Source organism: Clostridium ljungdahlii DSM 13528, from assembly GCF_000143685.1.
Taxonomy (GTDB): Bacteria; Bacillota; Clostridia; order Clostridiales; family Clostridiaceae; genus Clostridium_B; species Clostridium_B ljungdahlii.
The window spans coordinates 1,633,508-1,658,493 of sequence record NC_014328.1 but is presented as its reverse complement, the minus strand read 5'-3'; the positions used below and the strand labels follow the sequence as shown (position 1 = coordinate 1,658,493).

The 24,986-nt window shown below is 29.8% G+C and carries 19 protein-coding genes, 1 riboswitch and 1 other annotated feature; of the genes, 8 read left to right on the top strand and 11 right to left on the bottom strand.

Going from position 1 to position 24,986, the window contains the following annotated elements:
* Positions 1–56: 56 nt before the first annotated feature.
* From CLJU_RS07475 to CLJU_RS07465, 3 genes are all read left to right on the top strand, one after another.
* Positions 57–1,730, top strand: coding sequence for a PucR family transcriptional regulator (locus CLJU_RS07475; protein WP_013238186.1), 1,674 nt, complete (start codon positions 57–59; stop codon positions 1,728–1,730).
* 412 nt (positions 1,731–2,142) lie between these two features.
* Positions 2,143–4,209, top strand: coding sequence for a helix-turn-helix domain-containing protein (locus tag CLJU_RS07470; protein WP_013238185.1), 2,067 nt, complete (start codon positions 2,143–2,145; stop codon positions 4,207–4,209).
* 182 nt (positions 4,210–4,391) lie between these two features.
* Complete coding sequence (locus CLJU_RS07465; protein WP_013238184.1) at positions 4,392–5,765, top strand: MATE family efflux transporter; 1,374 nt, start codon at positions 4,392–4,394, stop codon at positions 5,763–5,765.
* Positions 5,766–5,769: 4 nt separating this feature from the next.
* Here the strand turns inward: CLJU_RS07465 and CLJU_RS07460 are convergent, their stop codons facing one another.
* From CLJU_RS07460 to CLJU_RS07420, 9 genes are all read right to left on the bottom strand, one after another.
* The gene (locus tag CLJU_RS07460) at positions 5,770–6,492 is read right to left on the bottom strand and encodes an effector binding domain-containing protein (protein WP_013238183.1); all 723 of its coding nucleotides are present in this window, start codon (positions 6,490–6,492) and stop codon (positions 5,770–5,772) included.
* Positions 6,493–6,748: 256 nt separating this feature from the next.
* Positions 6,749–7,693: a helix-turn-helix transcriptional regulator gene (locus CLJU_RS07455; RefSeq protein WP_013238182.1), complete on the bottom strand. Its 945-nt coding sequence runs from the start codon at positions 7,691–7,693 to the stop codon at positions 6,749–6,751.
* Between the two features lie 25 nt (positions 7,694–7,718).
* A complete protein-coding gene (locus CLJU_RS07450) occupies positions 7,719–9,029 on the bottom strand; it encodes a DUF6179 domain-containing protein (RefSeq protein ID WP_023163284.1) in 1,311 nt (436 codons plus the stop codon).
* On the bottom strand, positions 9,029–9,502 hold the full coding sequence (locus tag CLJU_RS07445; RefSeq protein WP_013238180.1) for a DUF6323 family protein: 474 nt from the start codon (positions 9,500–9,502) through the stop codon (positions 9,029–9,031). Before CLJU_RS07445 ends, CLJU_RS07450 begins: the two co-directional genes overlap by 1 nt.
* Before the next feature lie 568 nt (positions 9,503–10,070).
* A complete protein-coding gene (locus tag CLJU_RS07440; protein WP_029170170.1) occupies positions 10,071–11,993 on the bottom strand; it encodes an ABC transporter ATP-binding protein in 1,923 nt (640 codons plus the stop codon).
* Positions 11,980–13,722 carry an ABC transporter ATP-binding protein gene (locus CLJU_RS07435; protein ID WP_013238178.1) on the bottom strand — a complete coding sequence of 581 codons (1,743 nt, stop codon included), beginning with the start codon at positions 13,720–13,722 and terminating at the stop codon, positions 11,980–11,982. The genes CLJU_RS07440 and CLJU_RS07435 overlap by 14 nt, the downstream gene beginning before the upstream one ends.
* A gap of 45 nt (positions 13,723–13,767) precedes the next feature.
* Positions 13,768–14,211: a MarR family winged helix-turn-helix transcriptional regulator gene (locus CLJU_RS07430; protein WP_013238177.1), complete on the bottom strand. Its 444-nt coding sequence runs from the start codon at positions 14,209–14,211 to the stop codon at positions 13,768–13,770.
* Positions 14,212–14,354: 143 nt separating this feature from the next.
* A complete protein-coding gene (locus tag CLJU_RS07425; RefSeq protein WP_013238176.1) occupies positions 14,355–16,253 on the bottom strand; it encodes an AAA family ATPase in 1,899 nt (632 codons plus the stop codon).
* Between the two features lie 281 nt (positions 16,254–16,534).
* The gene (locus CLJU_RS07420) at positions 16,535–16,996 is read right to left on the bottom strand and encodes a hypothetical protein (RefSeq protein ID WP_063562603.1); all 462 of its coding nucleotides are present in this window, start codon (positions 16,994–16,996) and stop codon (positions 16,535–16,537) included.
* Between the two features lie 225 nt (positions 16,997–17,221).
* Positions 17,222–17,323: riboswitch (purine riboswitch) on the top strand.
* A 174-nt stretch (positions 17,324–17,497) separates the two neighbouring features.
* Here CLJU_RS07420 and CLJU_RS07415 point away from each other — a divergent pair.
* Both CLJU_RS07415 and CLJU_RS07410 read left to right on the top strand, forming a co-directional pair.
* Positions 17,498–18,814: a nucleobase:cation symporter-2 family protein gene (locus tag CLJU_RS07415; RefSeq protein ID WP_013238174.1), complete on the top strand. Its 1,317-nt coding sequence runs from the start codon at positions 17,498–17,500 to the stop codon at positions 18,812–18,814.
* A 21-nt stretch (positions 18,815–18,835) separates the two neighbouring features.
* Positions 18,836–19,408, top strand: coding sequence for a xanthine phosphoribosyltransferase (locus CLJU_RS07410; RefSeq protein ID WP_013238173.1), 573 nt, complete (start codon positions 18,836–18,838; stop codon positions 19,406–19,408).
* A 243-nt stretch (positions 19,409–19,651) separates the two neighbouring features.
* Here the strand turns inward: CLJU_RS07410 and CLJU_RS07405 are convergent, their stop codons facing one another.
* Positions 19,652–20,167 carry a hypothetical protein gene (locus CLJU_RS07405; protein ID WP_013238172.1) on the bottom strand — a complete coding sequence of 172 codons (516 nt, stop codon included), beginning with the start codon at positions 20,165–20,167 and terminating at the stop codon, positions 19,652–19,654.
* Positions 20,168–20,476: 309 nt separating this feature from the next.
* Between CLJU_RS07405 and CLJU_RS07400 the strand changes: the two genes are divergently transcribed.
* The gene (locus tag CLJU_RS07400) at positions 20,477–21,118 is read left to right on the top strand and encodes a hypothetical protein (RefSeq protein WP_013238171.1); all 642 of its coding nucleotides are present in this window, start codon (positions 20,477–20,479) and stop codon (positions 21,116–21,118) included.
* Positions 21,119–21,190: 72 nt separating this feature from the next.
* Here CLJU_RS07400 and ilvA read toward each other — a convergent pair whose 3' ends face one another.
* A complete protein-coding gene (ilvA, locus tag CLJU_RS07395; RefSeq protein WP_013238170.1) occupies positions 21,191–22,402 on the bottom strand; it encodes a threonine ammonia-lyase in 1,212 nt (403 codons plus the stop codon).
* Between the two features lie 175 nt (positions 22,403–22,577).
* Positions 22,578–22,851: a binding site (T-box leader), on the bottom strand.
* Between the two features lie 179 nt (positions 22,852–23,030).
* Between ilvA and CLJU_RS07390 the strand changes: the two genes are divergently transcribed.
* Both CLJU_RS07390 and CLJU_RS07385 read left to right on the top strand, forming a co-directional pair.
* Positions 23,031–23,762 (top strand): ABC transporter ATP-binding protein, encoded by a 732-nt coding sequence (locus CLJU_RS07390; protein ID WP_013238169.1) that lies wholly within the window; start codon positions 23,031–23,033, stop codon positions 23,760–23,762.
* A complete protein-coding gene (locus CLJU_RS07385; protein ID WP_013238168.1) occupies positions 23,752–24,936 on the top strand; it encodes an ABC transporter permease in 1,185 nt (394 codons plus the stop codon). Before CLJU_RS07390 ends, CLJU_RS07385 begins: the two co-directional genes overlap by 11 nt.
* Positions 24,937–24,986: the final 50 nt, after the last annotated feature.

Below are 24,986 nucleotides of genomic sequence, written 5' to 3'. Positions count from 1 at the left end.
TATACAATAATATATTCTTTTTGTATACGATAATGATTTATATAGAGGTGTTCCAATTGTTAAACATTTTAATCGAATTTCTTAAAAATAAAGTTATTTGCGAATATTACATTCTAAAAGAATATCCTTATGATGATAATTTTCTTTCTACAGTTTTTACTGATGACTGTGACAACAATGATGATATTCAGCCAAATTCTTTATATATTCTTAATTTAAAAACTTTTGATTTGACCAAAGATAATATTATCAAAACATTAACTAAGCTTTCAAATAAAAATATTACTTTAATTTTATTTAGCAATAAGGAAGATAACATTATTAATAAAAACATTTCTAATATATTTGTTCAATATGAAAAAGGACTTAAAATATCAATAATATACATAGTAACAAATGAGCCGGTTTCCAAAATTATCAATCTACTTTTACTGCAAATTAACCAAAGTTATCTAAATGAATTAAATAGAATCAAAAAAATTTATGATGCATTCTCTTATATATCTTTAAAAGAATTAGGTCTTCAGGCAATATTAGATTATTTTAAAAAATCCATAGGTAATCCAGTTGCTGTATTTGACATAGATAACAAATGTATTGCCTCAACAGATAAATATTTGGATAAATACTTTAAAATTAAAAGTTCAGCTATCAGAAATGATTTTCATAATTTGTACTACTTTGCACAAGCTGTCCAAATATCTAATAACAGTTCAAATAAGGAAATATCTGAAATTTTCTTTCCTATAACTGTTCAAAATAATGTAAAAGCTTATATTTGTATTTTTGAAATCAATAAAAAACTAAAGGATACTGATTATTTTACTCTGGAAGTTGCGACTACTGCTACTCTAATTGAAATGAAAAAGCACATTGCAATGAAAACCATTGAAGAAAGATTTATAAATGATTTAATTTATGATCTTATAAATAATAAAGTTACTGATGAAAAAATGCTTTTAGAAAGATCCAGTCTTATTGGTTTAAATATTAAAGGAAAATACTCAGTAATACTATTAGACATTATTAGCTCTTCAAAAACAAAATTAAAAAATCCAAATCTAAAACATGAAGATATTTATGATAAAATTTTCAAATTGGCCTCAAGAAAAATTCAGCATAAAAACCACCACTGCATAATTGGTAAGTTAAGTAATACAGTAATTACTTTATGGTCAATGGATGAGCAAGATGTTGAAATTACTCTTGCTTCTATAAAGGATATTTTTAATAGCATTCAGAAAAAAATTATTGAAGAATATGAAGATATTAAAGTAGTCTCCGGTATAGGAAAACCAGTAGATAATCTTAAACTAATATATAAGAGCTATAGAGAAGCAAAAGATGCTATTGCGCTTGGTTCCACCATCTATTCTAAAAATGCTATTATTAGTTTCAAGGACTTAGGAGTTTTAAGATTAGTAAGTAAAGTAGATGATAGAGATTCCTTACTAGAAATTATACCTAAAGAATTAATTAATCTTAAAAAACATGATGAAAAATATAATACCCAATTACTTGAAACACTAAGGATTTATCTTGAAAACAATGGTAATGCCTCAAAAGCTGCCCATGTTCTATTTGTACATTATAAAACCATTTTGTATAGATTGGAAAAAATAAACAAAATTTGCAACATTGATTTAGAAAATTATTATAACCGTCTAGAACTGGAAATCGGTCTGGAATTAATTAAAGTACTAAGTTATAACAATATTCCTGTAAAATGATACAAAACATACTACTAAACATATCTGTAAAATACTTGAAGTGTTTGGGATTCAACACAAAAAGATAACGGAATTGTAGCTTTAATTGGCAACAATAATGCGGCAGCTTTTCTTATTTCCATTTGTTTCTACTAATTTCTTAATAACCTCATATTTAATTGTACCTTTCTAATTATATTCACTTTATTTATATGTTGTTATGAAGTATATTTTAGCACTATTTTTTATTTATTGGGGACATAATTGCAAATGGTATACTAAGACATTATCACAAATCAATCATACTTTTTAACAAACAAATTCCCACTTGCTTGAAAAAACTTTTTTCATATATTATACTGGTTATAATTTTAAAAAGTATTGCTAGGGCTTGGCCCTTCTTTTCCCTAAAGAAGAAAGGAGTTCAATATATATGAGGAGAAAATATATAAATTATCCTTCAAATATACCTGTTTCTATAAATTTAACAAATATAATGAATTATCCTCTCCACTGGCATAATTCAATAGAAATACTTTATGTCCTAAAGGGCACTCTTTATATCACCATAGAATCTGACAAATATGAACTCATAGAAAAAGACATAGAAATAGTAAACATAGATGAAACCCACAGTATTGTAAGCAGTGATGCAGATAATAGAGTCTTAGTATTTCATATAGATCCTTATTTTTTTGAAAAATACTACAGTGATATTGAAAACATGTTTTTCTTTACCAATACCACAGATGACAGGGCTCAAGAAAGTGAAGAATATGATATTTTAAGAACCTTTTTAGCTAAAATAGCTTGTGAGTTAATTCAAAAACAAGATAACTACGATGAAGAAATCGAAACTATCCTTATAGACCTTCTCTATCATCTCATAAACAATTTTCATTATTTAATGTATGAAAATGAAGATTTAAAGGAAAAAGAAGAACAGCTTGAAAGGTATCACAGAATTTCCAAATACATATTTAATAATTATAACGATAACATAACACTGCAGGATATTGCAAAAAAAGAATTCTTAAGTACTGACTACTTGTCCCACGGTATAAAGGATGTCACAGGATACAGTTTTACAGATTTATTGAATTCAAATAGAGTTGAAGAGGCCCTAAAACTTCTTTTAGATACAGATAAAACTATATCTGAAATTTCAGAAGAAGTAGGATTTTCGCATACCAGGTACTTTAACAAACATTTTAAAATTCAATATAACTACACTCCCCTTCAATATAGAAAAAAATTCAAAATAAATGATGAGACTTTTGAAAAACAAAAAATCATTGAATTTTTTAATCTAGAAGAAAGCCTTCAGTATATAAATCATTATTTGGAGGACTATGACAGGTTCAATTATGAAGATAAAATAACAAAGATAAATATAAATATGGGAGATGACCTTGGAAAGTTCAGCAAAAATTTTAAAGATATATTAAATGTAGGAAATGCCTTTGAACTTCTCCTGGAAGATAACAAAGATATATTAGGAGTTCTTCAGGAAGAAATAGGCTTTATCTATGCCAGACTTTTAAATATTTTCAGCGAAGATATGTGTATATTTCCAGAGTCTAAGTTCTATAATTGGAATAGAGCTCGGGATGTACTTGAATTTTTAGATACACTTAATATAAAACCTATTATAGTCTTAAATGATACTGGCTTCTCTACTTCAAGCTTTCTATTAGCTATAAAATCTTTCTTAAATTATTTTAATGACTTAGATAGTTTAAACTTAGATTCCTTTAAATTTCAATTTGACTCTACTCTAGAGCCTGCTGTTATAAATAAAGTAACAGAACTTTTATCTACAAAATATAAACTTGAAATAATTAAAGATGCATTTTATACAAAAGACAGCATAGATTTTATCTACGATACCACATATATGCTGCCCTATATTATACATAGTGTAATAAACAATACAAATTCTTTAAACTTTTTAAGAGCCTTTGATGTGTTAGATAAACAAATTAACTTGACTAATGAAGTGTTTTTTGGATACCCAGGACTTATAAATAACAAGGGAATAAAAAAGCCTTCTTATTATGCCTATTACTTGTTGAATAAACTTGGAGACACTTTAGTTGCTAAAGACAAAGGGTATATAGTTACAAAATCTAATAATGAGTATCAAATCTTACTCTACAACCACCATGACAATATAAATAAACTGATTCCTTTTGAGAATTTTTCAAAACTTAGAGCTGTGAAAAACGCTGCTGTACAAAAACTTTCAATAAATATAGTAAATATACCTTCATCTATAAAAATAACTACTTATGAAATGAATGAAAAATCCGGTTCCTCATACAATTACTGGGTTGATATGGGAAAACCCAAAAGACTAGGCAAAGAAGAAAAACAGATTCTTCACAAAGCTTCTTTTCCAAATATACATTTTAAAAGTTTTAAAAAAAGTACTGTATTTAATATACGAGCTAAACTCAAAGGTTATGGTGCTCTATTAATTCTAATAAAAGAGGTCTAATAATATATTAAAACAGGTGCTATTATGCTATTTCAATAATGTGACTATTTTCACGCTATAACGACATAGTACCTTTTTATGAACCTTTAAGTGAATGTAAATTTTGCCAAAAAGCATTATAATTTAACTATAGAAAAAGTTAAGCCTACTTTTTAATAGCTTAACTTATTGAGGTGAAATTTATGGAAATTGAAAATAATACTCTTAAACAAGGTAAAATAAGAAAATTACTTTTAAAATTTGCCATACCTTCTGTGTTCGCACTTTTGGTATCTGAGCTTTACAATATTGTAGACACGGTGTATGTAGGACACTACATAGGAGTTACTACACTAGCAGCTATTACTATAGCATTCCCAATTCAAAAATTATTAGTAGCCCTTGGGCTTTTGATAGCTGTAGGAGCTTCCACTTATGCCGCTAGAAGTTTAGGCGAAAAGAATTATTCAGAATTTAAAAAAATAGTATTTACTTCTTTTAGTTTGGTTCTAATATCACTTACAATAGTTTCATTAATTATTTTTATATTTAGAAGGCCAATTTTTTATGTATTAGGTGCAGACAATCTAACTTATCCTCTAGTTAACAAATATGTGTCTATACTACTTTTAGGAGGCATTTTCCAGTCCTTATCAGTAGTGGCCTGTTATATTATGATTTCTCTAAAAAAGACAAAAGCTCTTCTATATACTAATTTAATAGGTGTTACTTTAAATATTTTAATCAACTATATATTAATAGTTAAATTACACTTTAAAATAGAAGGTGCTGCTATAGCTACTGTATTGTCTCAAATAACTGCCTTTACCTTTGCATTTTACAAGTTTAAAAATATCATAAGGGAATTTCATATGGAATTTTCAATGCATTCCATTCACAATTCAGTTACAAAAGAAATTATATGGGGCATAATTACCGTTGGATTCTCCACCTTTATAATAGAAATTGAGGATGCCTTAGTTACTGTAGTTCTAAACAACCTTCTTTATACTGAGGGCGGAGAATCTGCCATTGTCATGGTAGGAGTAATAACTAAAATTTCTATGTTTCTATTTGTAACCATAATAGGCATAAGTTCTGCAATGCAGCCTATAGTGGCTTATAATTTTGGTGCTGAAAACTATGATAAAGTTAAAAAGGTTTTAAATACTTCAATTAAAGTAGTTCTAATAACCTCTTTTGCACTTTGGTCAATCTTTATGCTATTTCCAAATTATATCATAGGCTTTTTCTTAAACGATACTACCCTTTTAAATAAAACAGTTAAAGCATTCAGACTATGCATATGTCTAATTCCCTTAACAGGAATATATTATGTAGTAATAAACTATTATCAGGCAATTGGTGAAGCTAAAAAAAGTTTCTTACTTTCAATATATAGAGAAATCATAGTGTTTATCCCTTTAGCCATACTACTTGTTCAACTTTTTGGTATAAAAGGTGCCTGGGCTGCCTACCCTATAACTGATGCATCCGCTGTTTTAACCTCTTTTTACTTTTTAAATAAAGCATTAAAGGAAGATTTTAATCAAGTTGGAGTGAGTGAAAAATTTTAATGGATTACTTTACAGCCACATATATATCCACTTCGGAATTTTCACTCCCATCATATCTCTCATCATAAATCTCAAAATCTCCTGTATATGTTCTTTCAATATCAGCATTCCATATATATCCCCAGGCTTCTCCAATGCTTTCCGGCATTTTTCCCTTTACTGTTACCACATAATATTTAGATGCCGGAATTACTTTATATGTCATACCATCAGGTATGTTACCTATATCTTTTACTTGAAGTCCAACCATATAAGAATAATGCCCAAATTCTTTATTTTCATACTCACTATATAATCCTAAAACTTCACCGTTCTTCAACTTATTGGGTATTTTATCCTCAAGCTTTTGCTCACTGAATTCTTTCCAGAGTTTTTCAATTGCAGCCTTGCATTTGCCACCTTCATTAGTAGTCCTTATTTCTTTTCCAACCAATATAATTTGATCCTTTTTAACTGTTTTACAGGTTATTTTGCTCTTTCTCCACCTTTTCAAATTTGGAAGACAGTTTGCCATAAGACCCCTTGCTTCACTTTCCTTCATTCCCTTTTGAACCATAAAAGGTACAGAAGCCTCAATCATCTGTTCCATAGTTAAATCTGGCTGTTTAAAATCTCCATTTTCATAACAGTAAATACAATATTCCTGATTTTTTTTATTATTCTTTTCAGTACCATAAAGTTCCTCACTCATTGGCATTCCACAACTTTGACAGTATTTTTGTTTCATATAATATTCTCCTTCCCTATGGGTTAATTTATCCGATGGCTACCAGCCGTAATACCCCCATCGCACTCTATGAAATCGACTATCACCAAATCAAAGATTTAGGATATCTGCTTTTCTTATAAAATGGGGTATAACGGCTGCTACGCCCCTGGATAACGATTTCTAAGTTTCAGGTGGAGAAAAAACTCCACCTGAAACCAAGAACTCTGTTTATATTTTTATTATACAGGGAAGCTTTGACAGCATTATGTCAGGTTTAATTTTGTTTTTCGTAAATATCATTCATTTTTTTGCATCTATTTTTTATAATCTCTCTTACATGAAGAGGTTTTATTACCTCTACATATTCCCCATAGCCAAGTATCATGGAATAAATCCATTCATCCTCCAAAAATTTAATATTTACTATGATGCTTCCATCTTCTTGAAAGGTCATTTCATCCTTATCAAAAGAATCTTCTACCCTATATCTAACTTTTTCTGAAAATTTAAGAGTAAGTTTTGTAGGCAGCTTTTCAACTTTATTCATGCTTAAATATTTTTCATAAGAAATTCTACCTTTATGAATATCTTCATTTAAAATACTCAAAGTATCCATTCTAGAAAGTTTAAATATCCTGTAATCCTGCCTTAAATTGCAAAAAGAAAATAAATACCACCCAAAACCTTTAAAAACAAGGGTTATGGGTTCCACCTTTCTCGAAATATATTCACTTTTTGCATTTCTATAGTTAAAAGACATGCACTTCTTGTTCTCTAAAGCCTCATATATCATATTATACTTCTCATTTTCTTCACTAGATTTTTTAAAGCCCCAGGGCAAAGTATCTATAAATATTTGTTTAAAATGCAAATTGAAATCACTCTTCTTTTCATCTGGCACTATATTTTTTACTTTTTCAATGGCTAAATCCACATTTTTATCATTTAAAACTTCATTTATGTTTCTCAAAGCTTCTACTATGGAAATCATGTCATCCAACGTTAAAAACTGATGGTTGATTTTATAATTGTCCACAATGTAAAAACCTCCATTATTTCCGGACTGAGATGCTATGGGAATCCCTGACATGTTAATTGCTTCAATGTCTCTATAAATAGTTCTTACAGATACCTCAAATTTTTCAGCCAATTCTGCTGCAGATATTTTCTTTCTATTTAAAAGCATGACAACAATTGCAATAAGCCTATTTATTTTCAAAACTAAAATCCTCCATATATTTTAATTACAGTTCCTCTCCTAAATCAATATCCATAATTATCTTTTCTATGTCTCTTATTCTTTTTTCTTTTAGTTCTAGTAAAAATTCGATGTAATAATTCTGCCATTCATATTCTAAAGTACCTTTATAAACAAGCAGCTTCTCATCCGTGAGTTTAAAAGAATTACACCTTAAGTCATCATAAAATACATTTTTACCAAGTACAGCAAGGGACATGTCATCAAGTAACTGAAATGCCTCTTTATATTCATCGCCAAATAAACATTCCAAATTCAAAATGTCCATGTAATCTTCAAGAGAATGTACATTTTCATTTATAATTTCAAGCTTGTCTTTAACACTTTCGCATTTTGTAACCTCATCCACAACACAACTAAATGCATAATCATCCATTTTCCTGCCTTTTTCAAAGGCAACATAATTTTGTTCATTATCTTCTTTATCTATAACAACCATATTATAAAGATTCCCGCTGCTGCAGGCAATCAAAAACCTAGTTTTAAATGAATTCTCATACTTTTTTATATAGCCTATAAGTTTCAAGTTTTTTATATTAAACTTGGAAATAATTTTACTAAAAGTTCTGTTTACAATTAAACATATCTCCTCTTTGCTTTTTCCTAAAAACCTTTCACTTATTCTTTTAAACTCACCCATTGATATTGTAAGTTTTTCTTCACTGCTTTCTGATAAAACTAGAAAAGCAGACTGATCAATGAGTATTTCAAAGACATTTATTGGAGCTTTTATAATATTTATTTTATACTTTTTACCATAATCTCTAAGTAATTTTCTAATAGCTGCCTGTGTAAAAAAGTTACAAAATTCAGTTTCAATCTTCAATTTTTCAAGGTATTGTTTTATATAATAAATGCCTTTTATATTCATATTATCAAATACAAGGGGATAATCCATAGTACATGTTATATCCTGTGCTGCAAAAATTATATCATAGCTTTCAAAGAAATAAGGTAATACTGTATCTATCATATAATTATATACTTCATTTGGAATATGAAGCTTGTTTTCTTTTACTTCTCCATAAAGTTCTTTGCACTCTAACACAGATTTTTTAAGAATTTCAATGCCACCTTCATACGTTTTAACTATATCATCTTGAACCATCAAAGAAAATCCTTTACTAGAATTTGTGGAACTTTTAATGTAGGCATTTATTGCATAGTAAATTGAATTCAAAATACGAACTGCTGTATCCTCTTTTATGGAACTGCTTTTACCTTTTGTGTATCTTACTATTAGATTTTGAAGAATATATAGTGCATCTGTGTTTCTATTTTTAATAAATTCTTTCACTATTTATTGTCCTCCTCTTCTTTTATATTATTAACATCTTTACCATTTCTAAAATTATCTACAATTTTAGAAATACCTTTGCCTTTTATAAGTTCCATCGAACCACCATAAACTGTATTGTAAAAAAACATTATAGTTTTTAATATTTCATCATCACATAAAAAATCTGATGTAGAATTTTTCACATAATGAAATACTTCATACATATCACTAATTGTTTCAACTAAATTGTCCTGATTTACATAAGAAGATTTTCCAAGCTCCTTTATAATAGATTTCATCACATCTAAATTTAGCTCAATCCTACCCTGAGCTTTTAATGCATTGTTTCTGGTCCTTATTATATCTTTTGCATCTTTGACGCTAAGAGCAAGATCATGGATTTTAAGGTCATCATTTAATTTAGAAATTTCATTTATACTGTTTGATTCCTGTAACTTGCTGAGTGAATTAAATATTTCAGGTAAATTCATCGTTTTTCCTCCTAAAAATGAAAATAAAGTACTTGACACAAAATTCATTTTATGATATAGTATTATTGAGTAGTTGTATGTTTATGCAATGGTTATTATAACACATCTCTTATTATAATTAAATAGATAATGTGTAATTTACTATTTTTTATAATGTGAAATCGATAAAATTCATTATAGTTTATATATTTTTACTTATAAAAATATAGTCCAGTTAAATATTTTGCATTTAATTTAACAAAATATCTAACTGGACTTTTAGCTTTAACTACACGCAGTTAAAAATTCATTTCTATAGGTTTCTACCTTAAAAATCAACTTATGCGCAGGCATATTTTTACAATAATCAAGCTCTTTTAAATATTTTGTAAATAAGACTTAGTAAAAAATTCGTAAAAACTTAGAACTTTTGAATTGTCTGAGGTACGAGTTTTCAAAAGTTCTTAGCTTTTCTAGAATTTTTTACTTAGGCTTATCAAAATATTTAACCGAGCTGAAGGTTGTAAAAAATATCCGGAGTATAAGGTTGATTTTTTGCTTAGAAACCCTATAGAGATTATAATTGACTTTATGACAGTTCAAAGGCTCCTGTATATAACTGATAATATTTTCCTCTTTGCTCAATCAAATCGTCATGACTTCCTCTTTCAATGATTCTCCCCTGTTCCAGCACCATAATTACATCTGAATTTTTAACCGTTGAAAGCCTATGAGCAATTACAAATACCGTTCTTCCTTTCATAAGCTTATCCATTCCTTCTTGAACAATAGCTTCTGTTCTTGTATCAATGCTGGATGTAGCCTCATCAAGTATTAAAACCGGTGGATCTGCAATAGCAGCTCTAGCAATAGTTAATAGCTGTCTTTGACCTTGTGACAGGTTTCCACCATCTCCAGTAATAACCGTATCATATCCCTTTGGTAAATGTCTTATAAATCCATCTGCATTTGCAAGCTTTGCTGCTGCAATTACTTCTTCCTCTGATGCATCCAATTTTCCATACCTAATGTTATCTGCAACTGTTCCTGTAAACAGATGCGGATCCTGCAGTACAATTCCAAGAGATCTTCTTAAATCATCCTTCTTGATTTTATTAACATTAATGCCATCATATCTAATTTTTCCATCCTGAATATCATAGAAACGGTTAATTAAATTAGTAATAGTAGTCTTTCCTGCACCTGTAGCACCTACAAAGGCTACTTTTTGTCCCGGTTTTGCATAAAGCTTTATATTATGCAGTATAACTTTCTCATCAGTATATCCAAAATCCACATCATCAAATACTACCTCTCCGAGAAGCTTTGTATAAGTAAGCGTGCCATCATGATGAGGATGTTTCCATGCCCAAATTCCCGTATGCTTATCAGTTTCTACTAATTCCCCTTTTTCATTTTCTTTTGCATTAACCAAGGATACATAGCCTGCATCTTCTTCTGGCTTTTCATCAAGAAGTCTGAATATACGTTCAGCTCCTGCCAGTGCCATTATAACGAAATTAAACTGCTGTGACATTTGATTAATTGTAGTACTAAATGTTCTTGTCAATTGCAAAAATGCTGCAATTCCTCCAAGAGTAAATCCGCCAAATCCACTAATGGCTAAAATAGAACCAAAAATAGCAACAAATACATAATTTATGTAACCAATATTACCCATAATAGGCATTAAAATGTTGGCGTACTTATTTGCATTATTTGCACTATGATAAAGATCGTCGTTTAACTTATCAAAATTGATTTTTGCCTCTTCTTCATGACAAAAGACTTTAACAACCTTCTGGCCATTTATCATTTCTTCTATATATCCATTTACCATACCTAAATCTTTTTGTTGAAGCCCGAAATACTTTCCACTTTTTCCGCCAATATTTTTGATAACATAAATCATCAAAATTACAATCAAAATTTCAACTATAGCCAGTGGGAAACTTAAATATACCATTGAAATAAAAGTACTGACAACAGTAATAATTGCTGCTAATATTTGCGGAATACTTTGACTAATCATCTGCCTTAAAGTATCTGTATCATTTGTATAAAGACTCATCAAATTTCCATGGGAATGTGTATCAAAGAAACTAATAGATAGACTTTCCATATGAGAAAATATGTCATCCCTTATTCTTTTAAGAGATCCTTGAGAAATTATAATCATCACACGACTGTATACATATGTTGACACAACTCCAACATAATAAATTGCTGCCATAGTAGTTATCATTTTTAAAAGCGGTCCAAAATTAGGATTTGATTTTTGTAAAAGAGGTGTTATATAATCGTCAATTAAATTTCTTAAAAATAATGTACCAATAACATTAGCAAGAGAACTTATGGTAATACCTACTAATACAATAAGAAATAAAAACTTATATTCCTTAATAACATAGGCTAATAATCTTTTTAATGTTTTTAAAGAGTTTTTACTAGGCTTTACATATCCACGATGTCTGCCCATTGCTCTAGGTTTACTATTATTATTTTGAGCCATTGTCATCGTCGTCTCCTTTCACTTGAGATTCATAAACTTCATGATATATATCATTTGTCTTTAGTAACTCCTCATGAGTTCCAAAGCCATCTATTTTTCCATCGTTTAATACAATAATTCTATCTGCATCCTGAACTGAAGATATACGCTGTGCAATAATAATTTTTGTAGTATCTGGTATTTCCTCTACAAATGCTTTCCTAATAAGAGCATCAGTTTTAGTATCCACTGCACTAGTAGAATCATCTAAAATCAATATTTTTGGTTTTTTTAGCAGAGCCCTTGCAATACATAATCTTTGTTTTTGACCGCCTGATACATTTGAACCACCCTCTTCAATAAAAGTATCATACTTATCAGGAAACTTTTCTATAAATTCATCAGCTTGAGCCTCTCTACACGCAGCAACTATTTCTTTATCAGAAGCATTCTTATTTCCCCATCTTAAATTTTGCTTTATTGTCCCAGAAAACAATACGTTCTTTTGCAGCACCATTGAAACTTCATCCCTAAGAGTCTCTATATCATATTTTCTAACATCAACTCCGCCAACTTCAACAGTTCCACATGTAGTGTCATATAGTCTTGGAATAAGTTGAACTAAAGTAGATTTTCCACTTCCTGTTCCTCCTATAATACCTATGGTTTCACCAGAATTAATCTTCAAGCTTACATTTTCCAAAACTAGATTGTCCATATTTTTGCTATAACTAAAACCAACTTTGTTAAATAATATGGATCCATCTTTTACTTTACAAATTGGATTTTCTGGATTTGCTAAATCACTTTTTTCATTTAAAACCTCAACAATTCTTTCAGCAGATGACTTGGCCATAATTACCATTACAAATACCATTGAAATAATCATAAGACTCATTAATATATTAACGGTATAAGTAAACAAACTCATAAGTTCTCCCGTTGTCATGGATTTTGAAACAATCATTTTTGCTCCAAGCCACGACAAAAGTAAAATACATGTATACACTGCAAATTGCATTGCAGGAGCATTAATTATTATTAATTTTTCAGCTCTTATAAAGTACTTATACAAAGTTTCAGAAGCTTTATAAAACTTGCTTTTTTCATGCTCTTCTCTTACATAAGCTTTCACAGTCCTTATAGCAGTTAGATTTTCTTGTACACTAGCATTTAAATCATCATATTTTTTAAAAACTTCCATGAAATATGGATGTACTCTTGTCATAATAATGTACAATATAATTCCCAAAAAAACTATGGCACCTAAGAATACAAGAGCTAACTTTGCATTTATATAAAAACTCATTGCCATAGCAAAGATTAGCATAAATGGTGCTCTAACAAGCATTCTTATTATCATTTGAAATGCATTTTGAACATTTGTTATGTCTGTAGTTAGTCTAGTTATAAGACCAGCTGTAGAATATTTATCTATATTAGAAAAAGAAAAGTTCTGAATATTATAGTACATTGCTCTTCGCAGGTTTCTAGCAAAACCAGTAGATGCTTTAGCCGCATATTTTCCTGATAATGCACCGCAGGTAAGTGACACAAATGACACCATAAGCATTATAGTTCCAACAATGCATACATATTTTATATTTCCTTTTCCCACGCCATTATCAATTATCAATGCCATCAACAGCGGAATAATCGTCTCCATTATGGCCTCTAAAGCAACAAATATAGGCGTTATAATAGAATCTCTTTTAAATTCGCCTATATAACTTGATATCTTTCTTATCATAACCTTGTTCCTCCCCTTGTTAGATTTCTAACTAATATTAGGAATCTATATTCCATCGCCAATTTTTTCAGACAATCTGTCAAGTAAATCGACTAATATGTCTGTCTCCTCATCACTTAATTCATCCTTTAAAGATTCTTCCATTCCAAGAATAAAATCATATACCTTTTTTTGAATTTGCAAACCTTTTTCTGTTATTATTATCTTCTTAAGTCTTGCATCTTCAGAAACACTTACCCTTTTGATATATCCATTTTTCTCCATCAGCTGAAGTACGCTAGTTACTGACGAACGTCTAATATCAAGTTCTTCTTCTATATCCCTTTGGAATATATCTTTTTTATTGGACTTACAATATATAAAACCAAGTATCCTAGCTTGAACAGCAGTTATACCATACTGTGATGCCTCTTTATCTATTCTTCTATGAATTCTTCTAGAAAGTATACTAACTTTTCTTCCAATGTACATTTCTGTTTTATTGTTCATTTTCACGCCTCCACCATTTGTTAGATTTCTAATTGTAAGGTTTCTAACTATTATAATTTTAATTATACATTATGTCAATAATTTTTCGCAGAATATAAAAACTATGAAGTTTAGATTAAAAATCTTTCTTCATAGTTTTTTTATTACTCCATAAGTTCTTTTATCCATTTATTTATCCTATAAGGTTCATTAGACCAATATTCGGCAATCTGAGGTAAAATTTCATATTGAATAATATTTTTATACTCCTCTTTGCTTAATGTATGCTTTGGCGTACAAAAATAGCTGTGCCCTATGCGAAAATCCCCACCTAAGAAAGGATCATTTTCAATATCTTCATTAAGTTTTATAAACTTTTCAATAATACTGTCTGCCAAATCTTCGTTCTTATTTTCGATATATTTTTTAAAATTTAAATTATTAAATGCAGGTTCAATTTCAATAAAAGCAAAACGTCTTCTAAGACCACAATCAAACACTCTGCTGCTATCTTTACGTGCAGTCATAGTACCTATAATATAAACATTTCTCGGTATATAAAATAAGTTTTCAATATAAGGTAGGGATATAGCATAATTTTCTCCACGCTTATCAGCCTCAACAAGCATGATAGCTTCTCCAAAAATCTTACTAAGATTTCCTCTGTTTATTTCATCAATTATAAAATAATAGGGTCTTCTAGGATCACTTTCAGCCTGCTTACAAAAACGATAAAATATGCCGTATTTAAGACTAAATCCATTCTTTTCTGGTCTATAACCTATGACAAAATCTTCGTAAGAATACCCTTCATGAAACTGAATCATCTTAACCCTTGTATCATCTCTTTGCTCCATTATAGAGTAAACAAATTTTCTAGCTATAAGGGTTTTACCAACACCAGATGGACCTTTTAGAATTATGTTCTTTTTATACCTTAAAAGGTTATATATAACATCATACTGGCTTTCTTCCATGAATATTTCATTTAAGAAAGCCTTTTTAGAATACGTAGATTCTGAACAAACAGATATTTCTGAATCTTCTTCATCAATAGCATCCTTGTTTAGCACAATTTCATTGTACTTAGACTTATCTATTTTCATTCTCTCTATGCTTAGTAATTTCATATCCAATACTTTGTAATTCCTAAACAGACACTCTTCATCCCTAAACTTTTTAATTTTTCTAGTATTTTCAATGTAATTTACAAGCTCTTTTGGATCTGTAAAAATTACACCTTTTTCTTCAAGCAAAACGTAATCTTCAATTGTATCTGTGTTAATTATAGGGAAAATATAGGGCTTCAAACAATGAAGAATAACTGAAGCTTCCACTGCTTGCATACCTTTTATGCTAGTTTTAAAGGTTTCCTCAGCCATATGAAGGATTTCATTTTCATCATATGATTTATGTATTCTTATACACAAAGATATAAATCTTCTAGCGCTCTCTTCGTCTGATTTTGAGGCAAATGTGTAAAATCCAGTACTAAACATTCCTACAGACCATTCACCTACAATATTTTCATATTCATGTTTTCTAGCCCTCTCCATTACAGAATTAAATATTTTTGTTAGTCTTTTCTTTTCTTCTATAGGCAAATGACTATTTTGTATTTTTTGGATCTTATACTTTACTTTAACTTTCCAGGTTCCCACAGTCATAAAATACAACATATCCAAATCACTTACATCTATAACATCTATTGGTGTTCTTGAAAAGGATTCTACTGTTTCCCGAACAAGCTCATAGGACCCATCATATTTATCTGGATCTACATCAGGCATATCCATTATTTCCTGAACAAGTTTGTTTTCTTTAAACTCCTCATACAACTTCAAGGAATTAAAAAGATTTTTTGATTTTATATTTTCATCATCCTCTTTTTCAGTATAAGAAAGTTTAGAAAAAATAGACTCACACTTATCCCTTGCATAAGAATCATCTAGATCTCCATAAGATTCTTCTATTATAAGGCAATTTGAAATTTGAGCATTACAAGTCATATCATCTAACTTTTTAATTATTTTTAGCCATTTATAAAATACGCTTTTATTCATAGGAATTCCCCTTTTTAGTTTATAATAAACAGAGTTCTTGGCATCAGATGGAGTTTTGACTCCATCTGATGCTTAGAAATCGTTATCCAGGGACGTAACTGCTCTTTACTCCCACTTGGAGAAAAGCAGATATCCCAAATCTTTGATTTGGTGATAGTCGCTTTCACAGAGTGCGTAGGAGTATTAGAGCAGGTAGTCATCGGATAAAAAGCAGCTTCATAATTTATCCTTCCATTTTAATCGATATTATATTACATTAAATTAAATTTATATAATTTTATTTACAAATTGGCTTTCAAATTTTGAATTAGCTTTACAGGATTTATTATTTTCCCTAGTTCATAGACCTTCCCTTTGTTTTTAAATTCAATTGTATCTCCAGTTTTTAATGCTACTTTCCAAAATTCTTCAGGATCTATATTGGGATCAACCTGACATGCCAGTGCATAAACGCCTGCTATATAAGGAATTGACCAACTCCAGCCACCTTCTCTGTAAAAAGCATAATCATTATAACCCGTTGGGCTTGCAGTAGACCTCGAGTCCATAGGAACAAGCAGTGTATTATTTGAATCGTATTTTCCGTTATAATAATCTTTTTGCCACCATAATCCTGGGGTATATGATGATTCCACATCAGGATTTAATAAAGGATTTCTTCCAAGTCCATTGAATTTAAATCCATAAGTATGTCTAAGAGATGAAGACACCACAAATATATTTTCCTCCTTGGCTCTCTTCACAGCTTCTGTTACTTCTTTATATCCAATGTCCTTTGGACCCCAACCAATTGAAATAGAAATAACCCTTATTTTCTAATACAAGTAAATTTTAAGGATTATCTTTGAAGAAGTACTTATTAAATTTATTAAGATTTAATTAAGATCTCAAAATGTTTCTTCCAATACGATGAAATATTTTACATTATACTTTAATGTGAAATGTGTTATAATCTTATTTGTGACTTTAACCATACATAAGTAATAACTCGTATACATTCGGTAATATGGTCCGACAGTTTCTACCTGCTAACCTTAAATAAGCAGACTACGAGGTTATTTGAAGTTTTATATATCTTTCAAATGTACCTCATTTTTATGGGGTATTTTTTATGTACTTAACTTTCGCAAGTTAAGAATTAATAATGAAAATTTAATAGTGAAGGATGATTTTTAGCTATCAAAAAAAATCCACATTAACTATTAATTTTTAATTCTTAACTATTAACTAAAAAGGAGCCTATCATGGAAGCTAAAAGACAAGAAGAACAAACATCTGAAACAGGATTAATTTATGGAGTTTATGATAAGCCTAAATTATTATCTCAAATTTTATTAGGATTTCAGCATATTTTTGCTGCTTTTGGTGGAATTATTGTAGTTCCAATAATTATTTCATCTTCACTAAAACTTGACTCCCATACATCTACAGCACTAATAAGTGCTGCAATTCTAGTAGCTGGAATAGCTACATTCATACAGTCTAGGGGTATTGGCCCAGTTGGAGCAAGGGTAGCCTGTATTATGGGAACGGACATTACTTTTGTAGCTCCGGCTGTAGCAGTTGGGAAAAAATTTGGACTCTCCGGTATATTCGGAGCCACTATATTAGGGGCACTTATTGTAATTATTTTAAGCTTTTCTATTAAATACATAATGAAACTTTTTCCACCAATTGTAACTGGAATAGTTGTATGCCTAATAGGACTTACACTTCTGCCAATTTCAATAGATTGGGCGGCAGGAGGTTCTGGAGTCCAAAATTATGGAAGTTTAAAAAATATAGGCATTGCGTTAACTGTAACCTTAATTACTTTACTTTTAAACCATTATGGCAAAGGACTTTTAAGCAGTGCTTCAATTCTAATTGGAATGGCAGCAGGTTACATAATTTGTATTGCTCTTGGTATGGTAGATTTCTCATCTATTTCAAAAGCAAGTATAGTAACACTTCCAAAAATATTTGAACATGGTATCACCTTTAATTCAAGTGTTCTACTTCCGTTTATTCCGGCATATTTAGTTTCTGTCATAAGTACTGTAGGAAATTTAAGAGCAATAAACGAAATATCTGGTATTAAAGATGATGATATTATAATTTCACATGGTGTACTTTCTGATGGGCTTGGAAGTGTAATTGCTGGAATATTTGGAGCTATGCCAAACACTTCTTTTAGTCAAAATGTTGGATTGATTCCCCTTACTAAAGTTGCAAGTAAATTTGTCACAATGACCGCAGGAATAATACTTATTATACTAGGATTATTTCCCAAATTTGCTGCGATAATAAACGCAATGCCTCAAGTTGTACTCGGTGGTGTTGGAATAGTAATGTTTGGAACAGTTGCTGCTGCTGGAATTCAAACTTTAAGTAAGGTAAAATTAAATAATAGGAACCTTCTCATAATAGCAACTTCTATAGGTTTAGGTCTTGGAGTTACCTTTAGGCCTGAAATTTTATCAAACCTTCCAGAAAGTTTAAAGATGATTTTTTCATCTGGTATCTCTACAGGAACTATTGCAGCACTTATATTAAATCTTATTTTAAGAGAAGAAAAATAAAAAATCGCGAGGTGTTAATTTATGAAGGAATTACGAAAAAAAATCTTAGAGGAAGGACATGCCTTAAGTGAATCAATATTAAAGGTAGATTCATTTTTAAATCATAAAGTTGATCCAAGCCTCATGTATTCCATAGGAAAAAGTTTCACAGAACATTTTAAGGACATGGGGATCACAAAGATATTTACTATTGAAAGTTCAGGAATAGCCCCAGCTGTTATGACTGCACTTCAAATGGATTTGCCTATGGTAATACTAAAAAAGAAAGAATCCAAAACATTAAATAAGGACGTGTATCAAACTACAGTTCACTCATTTACCAAGGATTCTGATTATGAACTCACTTTATCTCAAAAATACATATGTCCTGAGGATAATATTCTTATAATTGATGACTTTTTAGCTAACGGAGAAGCTTCAAAAGGTACTATACGCCTTATTGAACAGTGTGGTGCAAAGGTAGCAGGAATAGGAATTGTTATTGAAAAATCATTTCAACCCGGCCGTAAACTCCTTGATGAACAAGGATATCATGTATATTCCCTTGCCAGAATAAAGAGGCTTGCAAAAGATACTATTGAATTTATGGATTAATTAAATTTGTATGAGTTTCTATTGTGACCTGGATGGAAAATAGATGAAAACCTTCATTTATTTTTCATCTTTCTTTTATACCCAGATAAAAATCAACTTATTCCTAGATTCCTTCCAAATTTAATTTCCATAAATATAAAAAGAACATACAATTTCCATAACCAGTTTTATAAGTATTTATATCAGCTAATGTACTATAAAATTCTGATATACATATTTTATCTGGCAGGAATTAAAGTTTATCTATAGATCAGAAAACATTTTAATGTATTCTTCAGAAAAAGGCGGTATGTTACTAAGTAAACTATCTACTATTTCATCAACATTTTCATCTGTAATTTTTATTCCTTCCATACCATCTTCATCTTTTTTAATAAAATTTTCATCTTTGAATTTTTTCATGTCTTGTTCATTATTCTTATCTTCTAATTTCTTCACAAATTTATTATATTGGTTTTCATAAATAGACCTATAACTATCATGTTCTAATACTTCTGAATTACTTATACATTTATTTGATAAATAAATGTTATCTTCCGTAAACATAAGGTTTCCATATACATAAGCTCTCATACAAGGAGCTCCTCCATTTGTAGGTAAATTTATTTTTCTGTTTTCTTTTTGATGTATATTAAACCTATAATCAGATTCATGCCTTTGTAAATAGCACTTAGAGTCCAGCTTTTCTAACTCCTTCATAACAAATTCAGATACATCTGGCTTTAACTTTTTTATTACATTTTTAACTGTAATGCCCATACTATCTCTCCTTATTCATATCTTTTTTGGTAGTTAGTTATTAAGTACTTTTAGAATATTTAAATTAAATTAAATACTCTTATCTTCTATTATACTATTTATATTGATAATCTCAAAATTTGCATTTATTTACAAGAAAAATTTTACTTAAAATTATTAATGCATGCCTAAAATACTAATTAAAATTTACTTTATCTGATGAATGCACTTAATTTGTAACAAATAAATAGTACTTAAATATCCATATATACTGGGGAACATATTAGACTCTTGCAATAGTCTAATATTAACAATGATTAGGAGGAAAAAATGATGTCCCATCATCATAAAAATGAAGTCAATATTCGTGAATTAGAAGATACTTCTTTACAAACAGAAGGTTTCTTAATAGGAGCAGCAGCTTATAATAGCTCCTGCAATTTATCTGATAATGACAAAGGAGTTGGCGTACTGTATCAGCAGCAAGGTGCTGTAAAGATACACAATGGAAGAATAATCGGTTGTGATGGTCAGGGTTATATAGTACGACATTGTTCAGATGCAAGTAAGGGAAGTCCTTTTAAGTATGATAAATTCTATTTTTACAATGAAAAGTATTTTCATACTCATAGTATTCAACACGCTCATGCACATGCCTTTATTAATATTGGAATAAGGGACAATAAACATGTATTTTGTTACTATGGGAAAGAAAAAAATGCTAAAAATCTTCACACTCATAATGGTGTATTTCATTCTTTTTCCTATAAAGATCCTATAACTAAGAAGTCTGTAACCAGCAGTGATTTTACTACCTTTTTAAGTTTTCGTATGACGCCCCATTTAGTAAACAGTATAGTTTACTATCATTATATTCAAGAGTATGACAATAAAAAACATCAAACTGTTTTTAAATATGTAAAAACTTCAGCTGATCATATAAAGCATTATGGAGAAGTACCACACAAATAGATTATCTAATCATGTTTCAAATAAAGCGGATAGCTTTAACACTATCCGCTTTTTTAAGAATTTATTTTATTCTTAACAAACTCTATCTACATTATATCCTTCATCATTTAATGCCTTAACTATAGATTCTATATGCTCATATCCATTTGTTTCTACTGTAACTTCTAAAACCACATGTTTCAATCTATCAACAGCCTTGAACTGATTGTGATCCAGTTTTATTACATTAGCTCCTTTTTCAGCTAATATCTGAGATATTTTAAGAAGTTGTCCTGGAGTGTCCTTAAGTTTAACTGAGAAACAGAATATTCTTCCTCTTGAAAATAATCCATTATTCAAAACGGATGCCATTGTTACTACATCTATATTTCCTCCACTTATTAAAGAAACTACTTTTTTTCCTTTAAAGTTTAATCTTTTTAGTGCTGCTAAAGACATTACTCCCGTTGCTTCTGCTGCAAGCTTATGTTTTTCCAAAACAACAAATACAGCTTCCATAAGTTCTTTATCACTTACTGTAACAATTTCATCTACATATTCTTTTATTACTTCAAAAGTAAGATCTCCAGGCTGCTTTACTGCTGCACCATCAGCGATAGTATCAACTTTATCTGCATAAGTGAGTTTACCTGTATCAAAAGAAACTTTCATAGGATTTGCACCTTCTGCTTGAACTCCTATTACTTTTATATTAGGATTAATAGATTTAGCAGCTACTGCTATTCCACTTATTAATCCACCTCCACCTATTGGTACTAATATAGCATCTACATCCTTTAGTTCTTCTATTATCTCAAGTGCTATAGTTCCCTGACCTGCCATTACATCTACATCATTAAAAGGATGAACAAAAGTATACCCATGCTCTTTCTCTAATCTTTTAGCTTCTTCATAAGCCTCATCATAAACTTTTCCTTTAAGTACTACGTCAGCTCCATAGTTTTTAGTAGCTTGGACCTTTATAAGTGGAGTAGTTTCAGGCATAACAATTGTTGCCTTAATTCCAAGTTTTTGTGCAGAGTATGCTACACCTTGAGCATGATTTCCTGCAGAAGAAGCTATAAGCCCCTTTGCTTTTTGTTCATCACTTAGTTTAACGATTTTGTTTGATGCCCCTCTTAACTTAAATGCTCCAGTAATTTGAAGGTTTTCTGGTTTTATATATACCTCATTACCACTTTCTTTGCTAAATTCTGAACTATATATTAATTTAGTTTTTACACATATTCCTTCTATTCTTTTACTAGCCTCTAATACATCCTTTAATGTTAAATTCACTTTCATAATCTTCAAATCTCCTCTCTTATACTCGATATAATAATATTATTACGTATTGCACCTTGCCCCAATTCTAAAAATTTTCTAATATAAAGTAAAAGCCCCCTCTTCACTCACCTCTCAAATTTTATAATATAATAAAAAAATCTTTCGTTCTTATAAACATACTTTTAAATATGCTTATAAGGACGAAAGATTAACTTTCCGCGGTACCACCTCAATTACAATTAGATACACTAATTGCCGCTCAACTCAGGTCAACGTTAATAAAAACATCTATTCATCGTGAACCCTAACCATATATCGCTGGTATACGTCCTCATTTACTTGGCAAAAGCCTTTCTACTTGGAAGCTCCGGAGTGATAGCTGCATATTTATGTTAACACCAACTTACACCAACGCTGGCTCTCTGTAGTTAAACATCAAATATTTCTTTCTCCATCAAAGCTTGTATTTATTACTAACTTGTTGTTAAGTATATTATTTTTTTGCCATATTGTCAATCTATTTTTCTAATTTTTTTCTAAAAATATTTAAATCTTTAAAACTTACAGTTTACAATTTTCTCTTATTATTGCATAATAATTTGAGAAACAAGTTAACTTAAAATAAAAAAGAAAGGCAGGAAACACATTGATTAAAGTTCAATCATTAACTAAAATATTTAAAAAGATTTCAGCTGTAGATAATATTAGTTTTGAAGTTAACAATGGGGAAATAGTAGGACTTCTTGGTGAAAATGGAGCAGGTAAAACAACTACACTTAGGATGCTTGCAACTATGCTAAAGCCTACATCAGGAACAGCTCTAATAAACAATTATGACGTGAATAAATATCCAGAAAAAGTAAGAGGAGAAATAGGAATACTCTTTGGCGGCGAAGTTGGTCTTTATGATAGATTAACTGGAAGAGAAAATATAAGATACTTTGCAGAACTCAATGGAATGTCAAGGTACGAAACCGAAAAGAGCATAAAGTATTTAGCAAAAAATCTTGAAATGGAAGACTATTTGGATAGGAGAGTAGGTAAATTCTCAAGAGGAATGAAGCAAAAAATTTCTATAGCTAGGTCTATCGTACATAATCCATCAGTAGTATTATTTGATGAACCAACATCAGGTCTAGATGTCAGTTCATCTAGAATAGTACATGATTTTATAAAAAAGTGTAAAATTGACAATAAAGCTGTCATATTTTCAAGTCACAGTATGGCTGAAGTAGAAAAGCTTTGTGATAGAATTATAATAATTCACAAAGGAAAAATTATAGAAACAGGAACAATAGAAAATTTAAAGTCTAAATACAATAATGATGACATGGAAGAAATATTCATGCAGTTGGTAGGTGATATAATTGAAAACTAATGTTGTATTAATAGTGTTAAAAAAAGAACTTTTAGATATGTTTAGAGATAGAAAGACAATCCTCATGAGTATATTAATTCCCATGCTGCTTCTTCCTGTACTTTCGTTTGTTATAGGAAAAGCTACAAGTACAAGTCATAAAAATGTAGAAAGCAATTTAAAAATAGCTGTGGTTGATAAAGGCAGCAGCAATTTAGGATCATTTTTTAAATCACAAAAGAATGTAAAAATAATTAAATCCAACAACATAAAACAAGATGTAAAAGATGGTAAAATTTTAGCAGGAATAACTATACCAGAAAATTTTGATGAAAATATAAGTAAAGATATGAATGAAAAAATCACATTAACTTATGACAACTCCAGTAGTGACAGTATGGAAGCCTTTGACATATTAAATTCTTACATAGATAAATATTCAAAGAATATAGTTTCTAAAAGATTGGAAAAAAGAAATATAGATTCTAAAATATTAACTCCAATAAATGTTGCCCAGGATACTATAGAAAAAAAGGAAAGTGGTATTGGGAAATTAATGCTTAATATAATGGTACCACTTTTATTGATTCTTGGAAGTGTTGGTAATACAGTAGCACCCTCCTTAGACTTAGGTGTTGGAGAAAAGGAAAGAGGTACTCTAGAACCACTTCTAACTACAAAAGCAAGTAGAATGTCCTTACTTTGGGGAAAATTTCTTGCAATTACAATAGTGGGAATTATAGTATCACTGGCAAACCTTGCAGGATTATTTATTTCAATGAATCAGACAAATGGAATGTTTCAAGGTGCAAATGACATCAATATAGGATTAGAAACTATTATTTTGATAATGATTTTGCCTATACTTTTAACTATGGTTTTTGGGGCCTTAGGGTTGTCCATAAGTATTTATGCAAAATCATCAAAAGAAGCTCAAACATATTTAAGTCCTTTTACAATAATAGCTGTCATATTGGTTTATGCCACAATGATGAAGGACGCTAAAAGTATAGAAACTTATTTTTTTAGTATACCTATAGCTAATGCTTCTTGCCTTACAAAAGAGTTCTTAGTTGGAATACACAATACAGCACATATAGCTATAACCTTTGGCTGGATGATAGTGTATATAGTTGCTGCAATCTCATTTGCAAGATATATGTTCAATAAAGAAAGTGTTATTTTTAGGTCATAATTTTCTAAGCAAAATTGACTCTTACTATATTGTAATCATAAAATAAATAT